Origin of the sequence: Rhizobium sp. BR 317 (genome assembly GCF_047445835.1) — a bacterium.
Taxonomy (GTDB): domain Bacteria; phylum Pseudomonadota; class Alphaproteobacteria; order Rhizobiales; family Rhizobiaceae; genus Rhizobium; species Rhizobium paranaense.
The window spans coordinates 313,886-331,200 of sequence record NZ_JARWLB010000003.1; the positions used below are offsets into that span (position 1 = coordinate 313,886).

Sequence of the window (17,315 nt, forward strand, 5' to 3'; positions counted from 1 at the left end):
TCTTTATTCCGCCGCGTCGTGTTTGGAAATGGAATCGCGCACCACGCCGTATTGGCTGCCCCAGCGATCGGTCATCTCGGCGCGGATATCCCAGAGATCGGGGAAGAAGCGATGGTGGGCGCCGGCCTGCAGCAACTCCACCGGCCGGCCCTTGAGGGATTTCGAGCCGAGACCGATCGAGCGCTGGATCAGGTAGATGTGGTTGGCGCGGAATTTCTGGAAGAGCTCGTCGAATTCCGCCAGCGCCTCGGCCACGACATAGCCGTCACCGTGATCGTATTTGCCGTCATAGAGGTCCACTACCGTCAATCCTGGCGCATCGAGATAATAGGCCTTGAAGGCCCGCCAGAGATCGGGCGGCAGGCGCAACAGGAACTTGAAGCCGGGCGATTCCTGGCCGCTGCCGTTGCCGAGTTGCAGGCGGATCTGCTGATATTCCTTCGGCGACATGGTTTCGAGCAGATCGAGCTGCGCCGTCATCATCCGCATCAGCCGGTGGACGCGGCCCAGGAGCGTCACGACGCGATGGGTATTGTTTTCCTCGATGAAGGCAATGACATCGACCAGCGTATAGGCGATGAGCTTCATCCAGAGCTCTTCCACCTGATGGACGATCTGGAACTGCAGCTCGTCGCCATTGACCATCTCGTTTAATGGTTTCTGGCAGGCGAGCAGCTTGTCGCATTGCAGATAGACACCATAGTCGCGCATGTCTGGCGCCTCGATGCGCGCGTAATATTCTTTCTTCTGCATCTTCGTTCCCTTTATCCCGGCCATTGCCGCTGGCATTTTGCCCTTGTGGAAGGATACGAAAATTTCGCTTGAACATTGTTCCTGATTGTCATTCAAAATTGGCAATTGAGAGTACGAATGGCTTTGAATGGGACAATGGAGAGAACGATGGACTTGGACGCGCTCGACCACAAAATCGTCTCCGCTTTGGAAGCCGATGCCCGCATCTCCTTTGCCGCGCTTGCCGAACGGGTCGGTCTCAGCAAGACGCCGTGCTGGAAGCGCGTGAAGGCGTTGGAAGAGGCCGGTGTGATCCGAGGCTACCGGACGATTCTCGATCCGGCGCAGCTCGGCTTCGGTCTGGAAGCCTTCGTGCAAGTATCGATCGACGTCGAGCGCTTCGATGCCTTCGAAGCCGCTGTGCGCCGCCATCCGCTGATCTGGCGCTGCCATGCGACGACGGGCGAGGCCGATTATCTCCTGCATATACTGGCTGCCGACATGGCCGCCCTCGACCGGCTGCTGCGCCAGGAACTGAACCGGCTGCCCGGCGTGCGGCACACGGTGACGTCGATGTCGACGCGGGAGATCAAGTCGGATATCTCGTTTGCCGATGCGGCGCGGCATATCCGCGGGTAGCCGTTAGCCGGCGTTTGGGTGCATAAAGCAGTCAGGTCGCGGACCAGGTGGCCGTCGCTGTGGCGTAGGTTTGCGTCGAAATACCTCTAACGGAAAAGGCGGGGGAAACCCCACAAGCTTTCCTCCGCCTTACTTTTCGCTTATCAAGCTGACGCGGCGGCCGGTTCCTTGGAGCGTTTAGGCATTCGCGTGACTTTGACGGTTACATGGCGGTCGAGTGCATTAAGAACTCGCACAAGCCGATCAATGGTGAAGCGGCTTAGGTCTGCATTGCGAATGCGGGAAAGGTCAGCGGCAGTTACGCCAGTTAGCTTTTCTCCGTCGCGCACGGTCAGCTTACGCCGATCGAGCGCCGCAATGATCTCGGCCGCAAGCTGCGTCTTCATTTGCTTTGCATCGGCGTCGGGGTCGCCTAGATCAGCGTAAATGTTGCCGCTGCCCCGGACGACTTCAAAGTCATTGTCGCTCATCACAACATCTCCTTTATTCGTTTTAAACGGGCTTGAATCAGCTCGATCTCTTTTTGAGGCGTTGCTATCCCTTTGGTGGATTTCTTTTGGAAGGCGTGAACCACCCAAATGGCATCTCCCAACTGAACCGCATAGATAGCCCGGTAAGCATCCGTGCGGTATGGCAGGGCGATTTCAAACACGCCCGACCCCAAGCCTTTCATGGGCTTCGCGATATCAGCCTTTTGGCCCATGCTTGCGATAGCGAGGGCATCTTTCATTCTATCCTGAACGGATTGAGGGAACTCCTCAAAATCTCTCAGCGCTGCCCGAACCCATGCAATCTCTCTCATGGGGCGCATGTTGTCATATATGACAACATTATCGCAAGCATTTTCTTGCGAAAGTTTAGGTGCGCCGCTATTGCAAATCCATCCTGTCGCCCTTCAGCACGGAGAAGCCGCCGATAGCCACATGAGCGCCGATAAGGAAGTTGGGCAGAATGCCCCGGGCGATATAGCTGCGATTTTCAAAACGGGCCGGTTTGTAGGGAGAGCCTATTGCCACCGAAACATATGCCCTCTCGCGCCCTAACAAACTTAAGGCCCGGAAGTCCGGGCCTCATCCTCCGGATCCACCAAAGTGGCGGCGAGCCATTACATCTTGCTCATGCCCTTCTCGGCATTTTCCATGTGGGTCACACAATTTTTCATCTTGTGGGCCTTCATGGCATCCTTCGCCATGGCCACCTGTTTGGTGGCGGCTGTCTTTTTCGTCTGGTCGGTCATTGCATCCACCTTGGTCTGCAAGGCCGAAATGGAAGCATCGTCACATTTCGCCATAGATGCAGCATAGGCAGGCATAGTGCCCGCAGCCGCAAGCACGGCAGCGATCAAAATCGATCTCAGCATGTGCATTTCCTCCGAAAGGGCATAATCGCCCTTTTAACAAACGCATACCCGCCATGAGTGTTCCGGCGCCGGCCTGCGACAAATTGGATCATGCCGACGCGATGCTGTTTCAGATTCCGGCATACCATTCGTAGCCGCGATCCTCCCAGAAGCCGCCTTTGCCGCCCCAGATATCGTCGAATTTGTCGCGGATTTCGATGCGCATCACGTATTTTGCATGCTTGTAGCCGAGATGACGCTCGACCCGCAGACGCAGCGGCGCGCCATGGGCGACTTCGAGATCCTTGCCGTTCATCGAATAGGCGAGGATCGTCTGCGGGTGGAAGGCATCGATCAGGTCGATGCTCTCGTAGTAGCGGCCGCTGCCGTCGAGCGTCTGCTCCAACTCGTCGGCGCAGTAGAACACTGCATAGCGCGCGCCCAGCTTCAGCCCCGCGCTCTGCAGGATGAGGCCGAGCGGTACGCCGGTCCATTTGCCGATGGCGCTCCAGCCTTCGACACAGTCATGGCGGGTAATTTGCGTGCGCGACGGCAGTTTCTTCAGATCGGCCAGCGAAAATTCCATCGGCTTGTTGACCATGCCGTCGATTTTCAGCTTCCAGGTGGAAAAGCCGTTTTCCACCATCGCGGCATAGTCTTCGCTACCGGGATTATCCGTGCCGTTCGGGCGGAAGGTCGGCGAGATGTCCTTGTCGGTATATTCACGGGCAAGCGCCTGCGGCGAGACGAGCAGGCGTTGCGTGCCCATGGTCAGGCCTTCGGCCAATGCCAAAACCTTCTGGACGTTCTGGTTCTCGGTGATGTCGTCGCAGCCGGTAAGGCCGATGGCGCCGAGGCTGGCGGCGGAGCCGATGAGGAAGCGGCGGCGGCTGACGATCTTGCTCATGCGTCCTCTCCTTCCGTGCGGATGGCGTAGCGGCCGGTCACCATGGAGCGCATGTTGTTCCAGAGGCCGGACAGGATGACCATCGCCACATGTACGAGGACGAAGAGCACGATCGTCCAGGCGGTGATGAAATGAATGCTGCGCGCCGTCTGCCGCCCGCCGAAGATATCGAGTAGGAATGGGTAGCCGGCGTCGATGCCGGGCGACATGGTAAGCCCGGTCGCCAGCATCAGCGGCAGCAGAATGAAGATGACGATGAGATAGGTGAGCTTTTGCAGCGCATTGTAGCGCTTGGCCTTCTCGCCTTTCGGAAAGCGAAGGCGGGCATGCTCGACAATCTCGTGCCAGAGATTATGCAGCGAAACTTCGGCACCCGAGGGCGCCAGATCACGTCGAAAATGGCCGGCAATGAAGCCGTAGAGCAGATAAATCAGGCCGTTGAACACAAAGAGCCAGGCGAAGAAGAAATGCCAGCGTCGGCCGTCGGCCAAATCCTGGTAGCTTGGGATCGTCGCCCAGGCGGGAAAGGCGCGTTCGGTCCACTCACCGTCCTCTTTCGAAGCGCCGAGAATGCCGGTCGTCGGGATCGTCAGGTTGCCGATGCGGAAGGTGCCGTAGGGCTGGTTGTCGCCATCGGTGGCCGATATCTGCAGCCACGACGGATCGGCATTGGCGCCGTACTGACCCCAATAGAGGGCGGGATGGGCGTTGAAAATCTGCATGCCGCTCATCAGCAGCAGGGAGAGACAGAGCACATTCAGCCAGTGCGTCAGGCGGGTGACGATCGAATGCCGGCGAATGTAGATCGTCCGGGGGTGCGCAGGCGGCGCACCGGTCGCATCGATGTCGGCCATGGCTAGGCTCCTCTCGAAATCTAACGAACCCTCTGGAAACCCGGCCGCATAGTACCATAAATCGACCGGGAATGTGGCGGCGCTCCATCGCCAGGGGCTAAACATGGAGCGCCGCGTGGCAGGCCGACGGCGGGCGGATGCCGATTGGCCTGCGAGCTTCCCTTGGCGGGAAGATCTTTTTGACGGGAAGATCACATGGGTGGAATGGTGCCGTTGACGCCGACGGCGACGCGATCGCTGGAAACCATGCCGTCGCCAGAGGTTTCACCGGTGATGAAGACACCGGCGCCGGCCTTCAGATCGTCCTTGGTGGCCGAGACGAGGGTCACGACCGGAGTGCCGTCCGGAATGTTGATCTTCTTCTCGCCGCCCTTGTAGGTCAGGGTCAGCGTCGGGCCGTTGACCGACTTGACGGCATTGGCCACCGTGGCGTTGGTCATGGAGCTGTTTGGCTTCGAGTCCCAGGGCCGGTCGCCTTCGCCCGTGCCCTTCATCGCGGCGGGGAAGATCACGACTTCGATGGCGCCTGCAACACCGCTGTTCGTCGGCTCATTAGCGATGCCAACGAAATCGCCGGGCTTGATATCGGTTGCCGAAGCCTTGGTTACGCCGGTGACGGCCCAGCCCGATTTCAGCATCACGCTGATGTCCTTGCCGTCGCGGGACTTGACCTTGAGAGTATCGCCATCGAGGCTTTCGATCGTGCCGCGCACACGGACACGGTCGGCGGCATTGGCCCCCTGCAGTGCGGCCAGCGTTACGACAGCGCCGGCGGCCAGGGCCAACATGCCCTTGGTCAGAAGCTTGCGATCCATGATTAGTCTCCTTGATATACCTACTAATCGGTAGGTTTTTCGACAGACGGCCGGGATCGGCCAATAGAGTTCTTTGCATGGGAGGATCGGAAGATCGTCATCCCGATCTGCAACGGGGGCGATCCTATCTACCACTCGGTAGCTTCGCCAATCAAACAAGCGTGAGAGGCACGTTACCCATCGAAATCACGAAATGATGAATAATTTCAATGGGGAAAGGCCAGTCGGTCGAACAGCGGTTCGACAATGGTGGCAAAGACCGCCGGGTCGCCAAAGGCTCGCGCCGAGAGTATGGCGCCATGTACGCTTGCCATGAAGGACAGGGCCTCCTCGGCTGCCGGGCGGGGCAAAACGAGACGGCCTTCGGCCGCGCCTTTTTCCATGACAGTGGCAAGCCACCCCGAGAGATCGCGGAAATGTCCGCGCACTTCGGCGGCAACATCGGCCGGCAACACCGGCAGTTCGGCGGCAAGCATGGCGCAGAGGCAGAAGGGGGCGGTATCGTCTTTGATGCAGGCTTCCCAGAAGCCCGTATAGGCGCGAAGGCGCGCGACGGGATCGGCAATATCGGCGTCGGCCCTCGCGAGGCCTTGCCGTGCCTCCTCCCGATAGCGCGCCACGACGATCCTGACGAGATCGGCCTTGGTCGGAAAATGGTGATGGATGCTGGCTTTCCGAATGCCGACCTCTGCCGAAATATCGGCAAAGCTGAAGCTGTTGTAGCCGCCGGCGATGATCAGGCCGCGTGCGGATTGGACGATCTCGTCGGCTTTTGTCGAAATATTGCTCATTCGTTTTGCCTACCTATTGGTAGGGTGCCTGTCAAGTCGCTCGGATTATCCGTTTCGTCGCCGAGAATTCAGCAAATAGGGGAATAGGGTTGAAACTTTATAGTTTCACGCAATGTCTGAGCGCAAAAAAGCCGGTTGCCTCAAAATCCCCTTCCTGTCACGTTATGGCATCAAACGCGGAAGATTGGAGAACCGAAATGATCGCCATTCGTCCATTTTTGATCGGCATTATCCTTATCCTGGCGCTCGTGCTGATTGCGCTCAGTATCTTGTTGGTCAATCCCGTGAAGCCCATCCATCAATCCGACACGCTTATCCCGATGCAGAGCGAGCCCGTGCAGCGCCAGTAGCGGCTAAGCAATTCCAGGAAAAGTGCGAAGCGGTTTTCCGTTCGGAATGCGTAAAAACAAAGGATCGCGCGGTTTCAGCTCGAGGGCGTGAAGCGCGCCACCAATGTATGACGATCGCCGGGATAGGTCAGGCGGACGTGCGTGATCGGTCCGAGGTTGCTCCAGGTGCGTCGTTCGATGACGAGGCAGGCGGTGCCCTTGGCGATATCCAGGCTTGCGGCAGCCTCGCCCTCGGCCGGGATGGCTCGGATCTGGTGTTCGGCCGTGCTCCAAGGCACCTGATTGATCAGCCACGGTCCCGGCGGCAATTCGTCGAAATTGACCTGAGCCGCCTCGGGGACGGCATCGAGATTGATGACCCGATCTTCCAGACAGAAAGGCCTGCGGCCGGCATAGTGAATGCAGGTGATGTCCAGTACCGAGACTGCGCCGGCAAATTGCAGCCTCCGCGCATCGTCGGGGCGGCCCTTGCGCTTGGCGCGCTTCACGATCTTATGGGAGTAGGGCAGGTTCAGCGACAGGATTTCGGACTTGATGTCGTGGATTTCCAACACCGCCGATTGCGCCTGCGGTTGCGTGACGAAGCTTCCCGAACGCTTGCGCCGCTCGATCAAGCCTGCCCGGGCAAGCTGCGTCAGCACCTTGTTCACCGTCATGCGCGAACAGTCATATTGTTCCGCCAAAGCAAGCTCAAAGGGTATCCGATGGCCGGGCGGCCAATCGCCGGAAACGATCCGGCTCTCGATATCGCTCAGGATACGCTGATGCAGGGTCGCTTCTTTAGCTGTGGTCATGCCGCCGACCGTTTCCTCGTGAGACCTGGGTGATCGCCACTGTGTTCATTTAGGATTTCATTGTCGCGAGGAAAAGTGCTTTTTCAACCGATTAGTTCGGTCATAGCGGCGCGGAATCGGGCAGCGATCGTTTTCCGCTGCTTATGTCGGCCACCTTCGACCTGCTTGCGGCCCTGTGCCCAGACGCTGTCGACTGTAACGCCGCCGGCGAACATCCATTGATCGAGGATCTGATCGCCGGAGAGGTAGGGAACGGCGTTGACGTCGAGCGAGACAACGTCGGCGTAACGGCCGACAGCGAGCCCGACTTGTGCCTTCAAGGCTGCGCCGCCACCGGCAATGGCATGGTCGAACAGCGCGCGCGCCGTCGAGCCGCCCGACGAGGCGATGACATTGCGGGCCCTCAGCGCCAGGCGCTGGGAATATTCGAGCTGCCGCAGTTCTTCCGGAACGGAGATCAGAATGTTGGAATCCGAGCCGATGCCATAGCGGCCGCCTTCTTCCAGAAAGAGCGGCGCCGGAAAAGTGCCGTCGCCGAGATTGGCTTCCGTCACGGAGCAGAGGCCGGCGATCGCGCCGCTTTTCGCCATTCGCCGGGTTTCGTCATCGGTCATATGGGTTGCGTGGATGAGGCACCAGCGCCCGTCGACCGGGGCGTGATCGAGCAGCCATTGCACGGGGCGGGCACCCGACCAGGCGATGCAATCCTCCACTTCCTTCACCTGTTCGGCGACATGGATATGGATCGGCCCGTTACCGGCGAGCGGCACGAGTTTTTCCAGCTCTTCCGGTGTTACCGCCCGCAGGCTGTGCGGGGCGAGGCCGAGTTCGGCGCCTGGCAACCGGCCAACGATCGTCCGGCAGCCGGCCATCAGCGCTTCGAATCGATCGAGCGAATTGATGAAGCGCCGCTGGCCATCGATGGGAGCCGCGCCACCAAAACCGGAATGGGCGTAGAAGACCGGCAGCAGTGTCAACCCAATGCCCGTTTCGGCGCTTGCTGCGCCGATGCGCTCGGCCAACTCGGCGACATTGGCGTAAGGGCTGCCGTCCTTGTCGTGATGCAGATAGTGGAACTCGCCGACACGGGAGAAGCCCGCTTCCAGCATTTCCATATAGAGCTGCGCGGCCACTGCCTCGACATGATCGGGGGTCATCGAGAGCGCGAACTTGTACATGACGGTCCGCCAGCTCCAGAAGCTGTCGTTAGCCGGGCCACGAACTTCCGCAAGGCCGGCCATGGCGCGCTGAAAGGCATGGCTGTGGAGATTGGGCATGGCAGGGACCAGAATGTCGTGCCGCTCGTCGCCGGCCTCTGCTGCAACATCAGCCTCGATGCCGGCAATGCGGCCGTCCTCCAGAGTCAGGCGGACATTTTCCCGCCAGCCATCGTGAAGCAGCGCCGAACGTGCATGAAGTTTCGTCATGACCTAGCTCTTTCCTTTTGGATACTGAGTCCAAAATCCCTCTTGTCAGCTCTTTTAATATGTATATACATTATGAGCCCATAAGGAAAGGCGTAAAGCTGATGAGTGGGAACAATTTTTCCAGCGATAGCGTGAGATCCGAGGGCAAAAGCCGCCTTTGGCGCAACACCCGTCTGGCGACCTTGCAAGGCGATCGGCTAGGGCTCGGCATTGTCGAGAAGGGTGCGATCCTGACCAAGGGAAGCCGCATCGTTTTTGCGGGCAATGAAAGCGATGTGCCTGAGACCGGCGATGCCGAAGTCGTCGATCTGGAAGGTCGTTGGATCACGCCCGGTATCATCGATTGCCACACGCACATCGTTCACGGCGGTAACCGCGCCCGCGAATTCGAGATGCGGCTGGAAGGCGCGAGCTACGAAGAAATCGCGCGGGCCGGCGGCGGCATCGTCTCCTCCGTCAACGCAACGCGCGCGCTTTCCGTCAATGATCTCATTGCGACGGCCTTGCCCCGCCTCGATACGCTGCTTGCCGAAGGTGTCACCACGATCGAGGTGAAGTCCGGCTATGGTCTCAGCGTCGAATCCGAATTGAAGATGCTGCAAGCCGCTCGTGCGCTGGAAGACGCCCGTCCGATCCGCGTCGTCACCTCCTATCTCGCCGCGCATGCGACGCCGGCGGACTATAGGGGTCGGAACGACGACTATATTTCCGACGTCGTGTTGCCGGGTCTGGAGCAAGCGCATGCCAGGGGCCTGGCCGATGCCGTCGACGGCTTCTGCGAGGGGATTGCCTTTTCGCCGGCCGAGATCGCCCGCGTCTTCGATCGTGCAAAGGCGTTTGGCATCCCGGTGAAGCTGCATGCCGAGCAGCTTTCCAATCTCGGCGGCGCCAAGCTTGCCGCCTCCTATGGCGCTCTTTCCGCCGACCATCTCGAATATCTCGATGAGGACGGCGTGAAGGCCATGGCGGATGCCGGCACGGTCGCCGTCATCCTGCCCGGCGCCTTCTATGCCATTCATGAAAAGCAGAAGCCGCCGGTCAAGGCGCTGCGCGAGGCAGGTGTTGCGATCGCCATCGCCACCGATTGCAATCCCGGCACCTCGCCGCTGACTTCGATGCTGCTGACGATGAACATGGCAGCGACCCTCTTCGGCCTGACCGTCGAGGAATGCATCGCGGGTGCCACCCGTGAGGGTGCCCGTGCTCTCGGCCTGCTCGCCAAGACCGGGACGCTGGAGGCCGGAAAATCGGCCGATTTCGCCATCTGGAACATCGAAAGCCCTGCCGAGCTTGTCTATCGCATCGGCTTCAATCCGCTTCATGCCCGCGTCTTCAAGGGAGAAAAATTCGACCGATGACCGTCACACTCCATCCAGGCTCCGTCTCGCTGAAACAATTGGCCGCGATCTATTGGACTGGCGAGCCTGCCAAGCTCGATGCCTCCTTCGATGCCGGCATTCTCAAAGCCGCTGCGCGTATTGCCGAGATCGCCGCCGGCAACGCGCCGGTCTACGGCATTAACACCGGCTTTGGTAAACTGGCCTCCATCAAGATCGACAGCGCCGATGTCGCCACGCTGCAGCGCAATCTCATTCTTTCGCATTGCTGCGGCGTCGGCCAGCCGCTGCCGGAGAACGTCGTTCGCCTGATCATGTCGCTGAAGCTGATCTCGCTCGGCCGCGGTGCTTCCGGCGTACGGCTGGAGCTGGTGCGGCTGATCGAGGCGATGCTTGAAAAGGGCGTCGTGCCCGTCATCCCCGAGAAGGGTTCCGTCGGCGCTTCCGGCGACCTCGCCCCGCTCGCGCATATGACCGCCGTGATGATGGGCCATGGCGAGGCCTTCTATGCCGGCGAACGGCTGGATGGCGCAGCCGCGCTGAAAAAGGCTGGACTGACGCCGGTCGTGCTTGCCGCCAAGGAAGGTTTGGCGCTGATCAACGGGACGCAGGTTTCGACGGCTCTCGCGCTCGCCGGCCTTTTCCGCGCCCATCGCGCCGCGCAGGCAGCATTGATCACCGGCGCGATGTCGACGGATGCCGCCATGGGCTCTTCCGCACCGTTCCATTCCGATATCCACACGCTGCGCGGCCATAAGGGCCAGATCGACACTGCTGCTGCCCTTCGTGGCCTGCTTGCCGGCTCGGTGATCCGTCAAAGCCATATCGAGGGCGACGAGCGCGTTCAGGATCCCTACTGCATCCGCTGCCAGCCGCAGGTCGATGGCGCCTGCCTGGATCTCCTGCGTTCGGCCGGCCGCACGCTTGAAATCGAGGCCAATGCCGTCACCGACAATCCGCTTGTCCTGTCGGACAATTCCGTAGTCTCCGGCGGCAATTTCCATGCCGAGCCGGTGGCTTTTGCTGCCGATCAGATCGCGATCGCTATCTGCGAGATCGGTGCGATCTCGCAGCGCCGTATCGCTCTGCTGGTCGATCCGGCCCTGAGCTATGGCTTGCCGGCTTTCCTCGCGAAAAAGCCCGGTCTGAACTCTGGACTGATGATTGCCGAGGTCACCTCCGCCGCGTTGATGTCGGAAAACAAGCAGATGTCGCATCCGGCTTCGGTCGATTCGACGCCGACCTCCGCCAATCAGGAAGACCATGTGTCCATGGCTTGCCATGGCGCACGCCGGCTCCTGCCGATGACCGACAATCTCTTCGGCATCGTCGGCATCGAGGCGCTGACGGCGGCGCAGGGCGTCGAGCTTCGCGCGCCGCTGACCACCAGTCCCGAACTGACCCTTGCCATTGCCACCATCCGCGCCGCAGCACCCACGCTGGATGAAGACCGCTACATGGCAAACGACCTCAAGGCCGCCAGCGACCTCGTCGCTTCCGGCGCCCTCAACGCATCCGTATCCGCCGGCATCCTGCCCTCTCTGGAGATATGACATGACCAACCCACGCCATAATATCCGCGAAATCCGCGCACCTCGCGGCCCGGAGCTCAACGCCAAAAGCTGGATGACCGAAGCGCCGCTGCGCATGCTGATGAACAACCTCGATCCGGACGTTGCGGAAAACCCGAATGAGCTGGTCGTCTATGGCGGCATCGGCCGCGCTGCCCGCACCTGGGACGATTTCGACCGCATCGCTGCGACGCTGAAGACGCTCAACGAGGACGAGACGCTGCTGGTGCAGTCCGGCAAGCCGGTCGCCGTGTTCCGCACCCACAAGGATGCGCCGCGCGTACTGATCGCCAACTCCAACCTCGTGCCGCACTGGGCGACCTGGGATCACTTCAACGAACTGGATAAGAAGGGCCTTGCCATGTACGGCCAGATGACGGCCGGCTCGTGGATCTATATCGGCACCCAAGGCATCGTGCAGGGCACCTATGAGACTTTCGTTGAAGCCGGTCGCCAGCATTACAACGGCAACCTCAAGGGCAAGTGGATCTTGACCGGTGGTCTCGGTGGCATGGGCGGCGCACAGCCGCTGGCGGCTGTCATGGCCGGTGCCTGCTGCCTCGCCGTCGAATCCGATGAAACCCGCATCGATTTCCGCCTGCGCACCCGCTATGTCGACGAGAAGGCAAAGACGCTCGACGAAGCGCTGGCCCTGATCGACAAATGGACGAAGGCCGGTGAAGCCAAGTCTGTCGGCCTGCTTGGCAACGCCGCCGAAATCTTCCCGGAACTGGTGAAGCGCATGAAGGCCGGCGGCCCACGCCCGGATATCGTCACCGACCAAACCTCTGCCCACGACCCGCTGAACGGCTACCTGCCGGCCGGTTGGACGGTCGCCGAACACAGGGCAAAGCGCGAGAGCGATCCAAAGGCCGTCGAAGCTGCCGCCCGTGCTTCTATGAAGGTGCATGTGGAAGCCATGGTCGCCTTCTGGGATGCTGGCGTGCCGACGCTCGATTATGGCAACAACATCCGCCAGGTCGCCAAGGATGAAGGCTTCGAAAACGCCTTCGCCTTCCCGGGCTTCGTGCCGGCTTACATCCGTCCGCTCTTCTGCCGCGGCATCGGTCCGTTCCGTTGGGCTGCTCTCTCGGGCGATCCGGAGGATATCTACAAGACCGACGCCAAGGTGAAGGAGCTGCTGCCGGACAACAAGCACCTGCACAACTGGCTGGACATGGCGCGCGAGCGCATTGCCTTCCAGGGCCTGCCGGCACGCATTTGCTGGGTCGGTCTCGGCGATCGTCACCGTCTTGGCCTCGCCTTCAACGAAATGGTCAGGAACGGCGAGCTGAAGGCGCCCGTCGTCATCGGCCGTGACCATCTCGACTCCGGCTCGGTCGCCTCGCCGAACCGCGAAACGGAAGCCATGAAGGACGGCTCAGATGCCGTTTCCGACTGGCCGCTGCTGAACGCGCTGCTCAACACCGCATCGGGCGCCACCTGGGTATCGCTGCATCACGGCGGCGGCGTCGGCATGGGCTTCAGCCAGCACTCCGGCATGGTCATCTGCGCCGACGGCACGGATGATGCGGCCAAGCGTCTGGAACGCGTTCTCTGGAACGACCCGGCAACCGGTGTCATGCGCCACGCCGACGCAGGCTACGACATTGCCCTCGACTGGGCCAAGAAGCAGGGCCTGCGCCTGCCGGCCATCCTGGGGAACTAAGATGAAGCTGCTGCGCGCCAGCGACCATAAGCGCATGCCCTGGAAAAACGGCGGCGGCGAAACGGTGGAGATCGCCGTTTCGCCCGACGGCGCCGGGCTTGCCGACTTCGACTGGCGCGTCAGCATGGCGACCGTTGCCACGGATGGACCGTTTTCAGTCTTTCCAGGCATAGATCGCACGCTATCCATTCTCGAGGGCGAGGGCATGACCCTTTTCATCGAAGGGCGGGAGCCTGAACGCCTGACACAGGCGAGCGATCCGCTGCCCTTCGCGGCCGATGCGCCGACCTCGGCGACTCTAATCGACGGGACGATCACGGACCTCAACGTGATGACGCGGCGGGGCAGATATACGCATTCGGTATGGCGCGTTTCGGTTGATGGAAACAGCGAAGTCGCTTTCAAGGGCGGGACCAGCGTAGTTCTTTGCCATCGTGGCAATGTCGAAATCGATGGTACGGCACTTGCCGTGGGCGATTGTCTCTTGCTTTCTAACGATGGCGCCACGCGACATTTGGTCTCCGGCCAGGCGCAGCTATTCTGCATCGCCATCGAGGCAATATAGTCGGCTATCAGCAGCCCTCCGACTTGACACCCACCCGGCTCCGCTATCCTATTTCTGCGCCGCAGAGAGGATACCTGCATGAGCGACGATCCGATCCCCGCCGATAGCAAGCTCACTACCTCCAAGCGCCGCTGGGCGGCGGAGGGCAAGTTTCTGACCGGGCGGATCAGCCGGCCGGAAACAGAGCGCTTGCCGCCGGGGCAGCATCTCGTCAGGAACTGGCCGGTGCTTGATCTCGGTCAGCAGCCGCAGGTGTCGCTTTTGAGCTGGCGGCTCGACGTGTTCGGCTTTGTGGAAAAGCGGCTCAGTCTCGATTGGGTGGCTTTCCAGGCGATCGAGCAAAGCACCCATGTCAGCGACATCCACTGTGTAACCACATGGTCGCGTTATGATATCCGATGGGAGGGTGTCTCGACGCGCGATCTGCTCGATCTCGCCATGCCGACGCCCGAGGCGCAGCATGTGCTGCTGACGAGTTATGACGGCTACACCACCAACTTGCCCCTTGCGGACTTCGCGGCCGAGGATGCGATCCTTGCCACCGCCTGGGAAGGCCAGCCGCTGACGCGCGAGCATGGCGGGCCGATGCGCCTCGTCGTGCCGCATCTCTATTTCTGGAAAAGCGCCAAGTGGTTGAGCCGCATCGAGCTCATCGGTGCTGACAGGGCGGGCTTCTGGGAAAAGAACGGCTATCACATGTATGGGGACCCCTGGCGGGAGCAGCGATACTCGGACGATTGACCCCTGCACGACGTTGCAGGCCGAAGGTGCGACCGAAGAAAACCCGGCAGAGATCGCGATTTTTTATGTCACCGTGCCAGTTTTTGATGGCTCCGGCATGGGTTTGCGGCTTTGCAAGCAATGCCTACAGGCGTATTCAATGATCGTATGATTGTTGTCGGGGACACCCGGCCCCTTAACGCCATTTTCTGAAATTTCATGTCATGACCGTTGTTCGGACCACAGAGCAGCCTTCCGAAGAAAATTTCGGCCGGCAATCCCGCATCATCGCTTTCGTCGTCGCCGTCGCCTTCTTCATGCAGATCCTGGACGGCACGATCGTCACGACCTCATTGCCGCAGATGGCGGCGACGTTCGGTGTCGAGCCGGTGGCGATGAGCATCGGCATCACGGTCTATCTGCTCACCATGGCTGCCTTCGTGCCGCTGGCGGGCTGGGCCGGCGATCGCTATGGAGCACGGCGGGTGTTCTTGGCATCGATCACGGTTTTCACCGTGGCATCGCTGTTCTGTGGCCTCTCCGGCAATTTGACCGAATTCGTCATCGCCCGTGCGGTGCAGGGTATCGGCAGCGCGTTGATGACGCCGGTCGGTCGCATCATCGTGCTGAAAAACGCGCGCAAATCCGATCTCGTGCATGCCATGTCGATGATCACTTGGCCGGCGTTGACGGCGCCCGTTATCGGCCCGGTGCTCGGCAGCTTCATCACCACCTATCTGAGCTGGCATTGGAACTTTCTGATCAACATCCCGATCGGCATCATCGGTCTCGGTCTCGTGCTGCGGTTCGTGCCGGATCAGCGGGAGCAGAAGGTTGCGCCGCTTGATTTTATCGGTTTCCTCCAGTCGGCGGCAGGGCTGACCTTCCTGCTCGCCGGTTTGGAATTCGTCGTGCAGGGTACGACCGGATTGGTTCCCAGCTTCGGGCTCATCGCTGCGGGCGTGCTTTTCTCCGTCATCGCCACCCGGCATTTCATGAAGGTCGATGCGCCGCTGCTCGATCTCTCCGCCTTTAAGGTGCAGACCTTCGCCATGTCGACGCTTTCGGCGGGAACGGCGAGCCGGGTGGCGATCAATGCCACGCCCTTTTTGGTCCCGTTGCTCTTCCAGGTGGGCTTTGGGCGGACGGCGATCTCTGCCGGTACGTATCTGCTGTTCTACTTCGTCGGCAATCTCGGCATGAAGGCGATCACCACGCAGATGTTGAAAGCCTTTGGCTTCCGCAACGTGCTCGTCGTCAACGGCCTGATCTCCTCGGCCAGCATCGGCGCATGTGCGTTTCTGTTCCCGTCGACGCCGGACATCGTAATATATTGCCTGCTATTCATTGCCGGACTTTCGCGGTCCATGAACTTCACTGCGCTGAATACGCTCGGCTTTGCCGATATTCATGCCGCACAGCGCAGTTCCGCCTCGACCCTATCGAGCATGCTGCAGCAAGTGTCGTTGCTGCTCGGCGTGGCCGTCGCTGCCGCAGTTCTCAATCTCTCGCGCACCATTCATGGCGGTGAAAGCCTTTCCCTGGTCGATTTCCACTGGGCGTTCATCGTTGTCAGCCTGATCGGGGCCGTGTCGGCGTTGCGATTCCTCCGCCTGCCGCATGATGCGGGCGCGGAAGTGTCGCGGCATCGCGTGAACACGTGATGCAGGTCCATCAAACAAGCGTGACGTGTGGCCATGCGATGGTGTAAAATATCTTCGTGATTCATAATATAAAATGGGTTTCAACTTCATAGGAGACACGTGCCATGCTGCTCAAGGCTCTTACCATCTCCGCCCTCATCGTTGGCGCATCCAGCGTAGCTTTGGCTGGCCCCGCTCACAAACATCGCACAACGACCTTCGACGCACAGGCAATCCAGACCGACTTTGGCGTCGTCGATCATTCCAAGGACGCAATCCTTCCGGATGGCACGATCAACACCGATCCGTCGGTCACCGGTCCCATCCGTGCGGGTGATGCGATAACGAGGTTGCAATGCGCCGCAGCGCCGAACGCCGTTGGCGTTTCGAACACATATGCCGCCGGTCCGACCTCGCGTTGCCCTGGACAGTAGTTTCGATACAGACCGGTTAGGCCATATCGATATCCGTATGGCCGAACCGGTCGCCTTTCGCCAATAGCGGTTGCCGATAATAGCGGGCGCAGGCGTAGGCCATGCAATCGTCCAAGTCGAGATCGGCAGGATGGCGGCCTTTTCCGAAACACTCATAGGCTTCGAGCGCGAGAAAAGCCGCGCGCGGGGGCGTGGCCAGCAGTTGAATGTTTACCAGCGTCAAAAACGTTCTGATCGCGTCGCCGGCATCGATAAAAGACAGATCGAGCATGGCGGCGACATGGATCGCCGCCTGCGCCACTGTCGAAGGTGAGGTCATACGCACCGTATCGGCCTGCATGCGCGTGGCAAATTCACGCGCATCATTCTCATCGGTCATCATGGCGGCAAGCACAGAAGCATCGATGAACATCAGGCATCCTCCCCGGGAAGAGGATTGGCCGTCTCTTTGGTGGCTGCCTTCTGCTTCAGGTTACGACAGAAGGTGACGGCGATATCGACGAGCGACGGTTTGGCAAGCTCCTCGTCCAGCGCCTTTTGCAATGCCAGCCGCACGGCTTCGGTTTTAGTGGACGTTTTCGTCAGCGCCTGGTAGCGCCGCGCTAACAGGTCGATGGCATCGTCTTTGATGTAGAGAGGCATGGGATATCCAATTTCTAAATTATGGATATTCATAATGCATGTCGGCGAAACGAACAATCATTCCGGCAATTCCAAATCGTGCAATA

21 protein-coding genes are annotated in these 17,315 nt (G+C 60.2%); 9 read left to right on the top strand and 12 right to left on the bottom strand.

The features are described from left to right. Window positions 1-3 precede the first annotated feature (3 nt). Window positions 4-753: a tryptophan 2,3-dioxygenase family protein gene (locus tag QD357_RS06520; RefSeq protein ID WP_107109748.1), complete on the bottom strand. Its 750-nt coding sequence runs from the start codon at window positions 751-753 to the stop codon at window positions 4-6. A 147-nt stretch (window positions 754-900) separates the two neighbouring features. Here QD357_RS06520 and QD357_RS06525 point away from each other — a divergent pair, with 147 nt between their 5' ends. Next, the gene (locus QD357_RS06525) at window positions 901-1,371 is read left to right on the top strand and encodes an Lrp/AsnC family transcriptional regulator (RefSeq protein WP_107109747.1); all 471 of its coding nucleotides are present in this window, start codon (window positions 901-903) and stop codon (window positions 1,369-1,371) included. Window positions 1,372-1,514: 143 nt separating this feature from the next. Here the strand turns inward: QD357_RS06525 and QD357_RS06530 are convergent, their stop codons facing one another. From QD357_RS06530 to QD357_RS06560, 7 genes are all read right to left on the bottom strand, one after another. Further along, entirely contained in the window at window positions 1,515-1,841 is a 327-nt protein-coding gene (locus QD357_RS06530; RefSeq protein WP_107109746.1) for a helix-turn-helix domain-containing protein, read from the bottom strand. Beyond that, window positions 1,841-2,173, bottom strand: coding sequence for a type II toxin-antitoxin system RelE/ParE family toxin (locus tag QD357_RS06535; RefSeq protein ID WP_245407526.1), 333 nt, complete (start codon window positions 2,171-2,173; stop codon window positions 1,841-1,843). The genes QD357_RS06530 and QD357_RS06535 overlap by 1 nt, the downstream gene beginning before the upstream one ends. A gap of 303 nt (window positions 2,174-2,476) precedes the next feature. Beyond that, window positions 2,477-2,731: a hypothetical protein gene (locus QD357_RS06540; protein WP_107109744.1), complete on the bottom strand. Its 255-nt coding sequence runs from the start codon at window positions 2,729-2,731 to the stop codon at window positions 2,477-2,479. A 109-nt stretch (window positions 2,732-2,840) separates the two neighbouring features. Continuing rightward, window positions 2,841-3,617, bottom strand: a complete 777-nt coding sequence (locus QD357_RS06545; RefSeq protein ID WP_107109743.1) for a molybdopterin-dependent oxidoreductase — start codon at window positions 3,615-3,617, stop codon at window positions 2,841-2,843. Continuing rightward, on the bottom strand, window positions 3,614-4,471 hold the full coding sequence (locus QD357_RS06550; protein WP_107109742.1) for a cytochrome b/b6 domain-containing protein: 858 nt from the start codon (window positions 4,469-4,471) through the stop codon (window positions 3,614-3,616). The genes QD357_RS06545 and QD357_RS06550 overlap by 4 nt, the downstream gene beginning before the upstream one ends. Window positions 4,472-4,662: 191 nt before the next feature. Beyond that, window positions 4,663-5,286 carry a hypothetical protein gene (locus QD357_RS06555; RefSeq protein ID WP_107109741.1) on the bottom strand — a complete coding sequence of 208 codons (624 nt, stop codon included), beginning with the start codon at window positions 5,284-5,286 and terminating at the stop codon, window positions 4,663-4,665. A 206-nt stretch (window positions 5,287-5,492) separates the two neighbouring features. Next, on the bottom strand, window positions 5,493-6,077 hold the full coding sequence (locus QD357_RS06560) for a TetR/AcrR family transcriptional regulator (RefSeq protein ID WP_107109740.1): 585 nt from the start codon (window positions 6,075-6,077) through the stop codon (window positions 5,493-5,495). 197 nt (window positions 6,078-6,274) lie between these two features. Here QD357_RS06560 and QD357_RS06565 point away from each other — a divergent pair, with 197 nt between their 5' ends. Next, window positions 6,275-6,427: a hypothetical protein gene (locus tag QD357_RS06565; RefSeq protein ID WP_181316122.1), complete on the top strand. Its 153-nt coding sequence runs from the start codon at window positions 6,275-6,277 to the stop codon at window positions 6,425-6,427. Between the two features lie 74 nt (window positions 6,428-6,501). On the opposite strand, the gene hutC is transcribed toward QD357_RS06565, so the two are convergent. Together hutC and QD357_RS06575 are read right to left on the bottom strand one after the other, a co-directional pair. Beyond that, window positions 6,502-7,221 (bottom strand): histidine utilization repressor, encoded by a 720-nt coding sequence (gene hutC / locus QD357_RS06570; protein WP_107109739.1) that lies wholly within the window; start codon window positions 7,219-7,221, stop codon window positions 6,502-6,504. Window positions 7,222-7,304: 83 nt separating this feature from the next. Then, the gene (locus QD357_RS06575) at window positions 7,305-8,648 is read right to left on the bottom strand and encodes a formimidoylglutamate deiminase (RefSeq protein WP_107109738.1); all 1,344 of its coding nucleotides are present in this window, start codon (window positions 8,646-8,648) and stop codon (window positions 7,305-7,307) included. 101 nt (window positions 8,649-8,749) lie between these two features. On the opposite strand from QD357_RS06575, the gene hutI reads away from it, so the two are divergent. The 7 genes from hutI (at window position 8,750) to QD357_RS06610 (ending at window position 16,587) form a co-directional block, all read left to right on the top strand. Further along, complete coding sequence (gene hutI, locus QD357_RS06580; RefSeq protein WP_107109737.1) at window positions 8,750-10,006, top strand: imidazolonepropionase; 1,257 nt, start codon at window positions 8,750-8,752, stop codon at window positions 10,004-10,006. Then, window positions 10,003-11,538, top strand: coding sequence for a histidine ammonia-lyase (hutH, locus tag QD357_RS06585; protein ID WP_107109736.1), 1,536 nt, complete (start codon window positions 10,003-10,005; stop codon window positions 11,536-11,538). The genes hutI and hutH overlap by 4 nt, the downstream gene beginning before the upstream one ends. A 1-nt stretch (window position 11,539) precedes the next feature. Continuing rightward, window positions 11,540-13,225 (top strand): urocanate hydratase, encoded by a 1,686-nt coding sequence (gene hutU / locus QD357_RS06590; protein WP_104824744.1) that lies wholly within the window; start codon window positions 11,540-11,542, stop codon window positions 13,223-13,225. 1 nt (window position 13,226) lies between these two features. Then, window positions 13,227-13,790 carry a HutD family protein gene (locus QD357_RS06595; protein ID WP_107109735.1) on the top strand — a complete coding sequence of 188 codons (564 nt, stop codon included), beginning with the start codon at window positions 13,227-13,229 and terminating at the stop codon, window positions 13,788-13,790. Window positions 13,791-13,868: 78 nt separating this feature from the next. Further along, the gene (locus QD357_RS06600; protein WP_107109734.1) at window positions 13,869-14,531 is read left to right on the top strand and encodes a sulfite oxidase-like oxidoreductase; all 663 of its coding nucleotides are present in this window, start codon (window positions 13,869-13,871) and stop codon (window positions 14,529-14,531) included. A gap of 203 nt (window positions 14,532-14,734) precedes the next feature. Beyond that, window positions 14,735-16,174 (top strand): MFS transporter, encoded by a 1,440-nt coding sequence (locus QD357_RS06605; protein ID WP_107109733.1) that lies wholly within the window; start codon window positions 14,735-14,737, stop codon window positions 16,172-16,174. Window positions 16,175-16,278: 104 nt separating this feature from the next. Beyond that, entirely contained in the window at window positions 16,279-16,587 is a 309-nt protein-coding gene (locus tag QD357_RS06610; protein WP_107109732.1) for a hypothetical protein, read from the top strand. Window positions 16,588-16,603: 16 nt separating this feature from the next. Here QD357_RS06610 and QD357_RS06615 read toward each other — a convergent pair whose 3' ends face one another. Continuing rightward, a complete protein-coding gene (locus QD357_RS06615; RefSeq protein ID WP_107109731.1) occupies window positions 16,604-16,999 on the bottom strand; it encodes a type II toxin-antitoxin system VapC family toxin in 396 nt (131 codons plus the stop codon). Beyond that, a complete protein-coding gene (locus QD357_RS06620) occupies window positions 16,999-17,229 on the bottom strand; it encodes a type II toxin-antitoxin system VapB family antitoxin (RefSeq protein WP_107109730.1) in 231 nt (76 codons plus the stop codon). The genes QD357_RS06615 and QD357_RS06620 overlap by 1 nt, the downstream gene beginning before the upstream one ends. Between the last annotated feature and the right edge of the window lie 86 nt (window positions 17,230-17,315).

Coding starts and splice junctions, on each gene's coding strand:
- QD357_RS06520 (WP_107109748.1), bottom strand. CDS start 753: ATGCAGAAGAAAGAATATTACGCGCGCATCGAGGCGCCAGACATGCGC.
- QD357_RS06525 (WP_107109747.1), top strand. CDS start 901: ATGGACTTGGACGCGCTCGACCACAAAATCGTCTCCGCTTTGGAAGCC.
- QD357_RS06530 (WP_107109746.1), bottom strand. CDS start 1,841: ATGAGCGACAATGACTTTGAAGTCGTCCGGGGCAGCGGCAACATTTAC.
- QD357_RS06535 (WP_245407526.1), bottom strand. CDS start 2,173: ATGAGAGAGATTGCATGGGTTCGGGCAGCGCTGAGAGATTTTGAGGAG.
- QD357_RS06540 (WP_107109744.1), bottom strand. CDS start 2,731: ATGCTGAGATCGATTTTGATCGCTGCCGTGCTTGCGGCTGCGGGCACT.
- QD357_RS06545 (WP_107109743.1), bottom strand. CDS start 3,617: ATGAGCAAGATCGTCAGCCGCCGCCGCTTCCTCATCGGCTCCGCCGCC.
- QD357_RS06550 (WP_107109742.1), bottom strand. CDS start 4,471: ATGGCCGACATCGATGCGACCGGTGCGCCGCCTGCGCACCCCCGGACG.
- QD357_RS06555 (WP_107109741.1), bottom strand. CDS start 5,286: ATGGATCGCAAGCTTCTGACCAAGGGCATGTTGGCCCTGGCCGCCGGC.
- QD357_RS06560 (WP_107109740.1), bottom strand. CDS start 6,077: ATGAGCAATATTTCGACAAAAGCCGACGAGATCGTCCAATCCGCACGC.
- QD357_RS06565 (WP_181316122.1), top strand. CDS start 6,275: ATGATCGCCATTCGTCCATTTTTGATCGGCATTATCCTTATCCTGGCG.
- hutC (WP_107109739.1), bottom strand. CDS start 7,221: ATGACCACAGCTAAAGAAGCGACCCTGCATCAGCGTATCCTGAGCGAT.
- QD357_RS06575 (WP_107109738.1), bottom strand. CDS start 8,648: ATGACGAAACTTCATGCACGTTCGGCGCTGCTTCACGATGGCTGGCGG.
- hutI (WP_107109737.1), top strand. CDS start 8,750: ATGAGTGGGAACAATTTTTCCAGCGATAGCGTGAGATCCGAGGGCAAA.
- hutH (WP_107109736.1), top strand. CDS start 10,003: ATGACCGTCACACTCCATCCAGGCTCCGTCTCGCTGAAACAATTGGCC.
- hutU (WP_104824744.1), top strand. CDS start 11,540: ATGACCAACCCACGCCATAATATCCGCGAAATCCGCGCACCTCGCGGC.
- QD357_RS06595 (WP_107109735.1), top strand. CDS start 13,227: ATGAAGCTGCTGCGCGCCAGCGACCATAAGCGCATGCCCTGGAAAAAC.
- QD357_RS06600 (WP_107109734.1), top strand. CDS start 13,869: ATGAGCGACGATCCGATCCCCGCCGATAGCAAGCTCACTACCTCCAAG.
- QD357_RS06605 (WP_107109733.1), top strand. CDS start 14,735: ATGACCGTTGTTCGGACCACAGAGCAGCCTTCCGAAGAAAATTTCGGC.
- QD357_RS06610 (WP_107109732.1), top strand. CDS start 16,279: ATGCTGCTCAAGGCTCTTACCATCTCCGCCCTCATCGTTGGCGCATCC.
- QD357_RS06615 (WP_107109731.1), bottom strand. CDS start 16,999: ATGTTCATCGATGCTTCTGTGCTTGCCGCCATGATGACCGATGAGAAT.
- QD357_RS06620 (WP_107109730.1), bottom strand. CDS start 17,229: ATGCCTCTCTACATCAAAGACGATGCCATCGACCTGTTAGCGCGGCGC.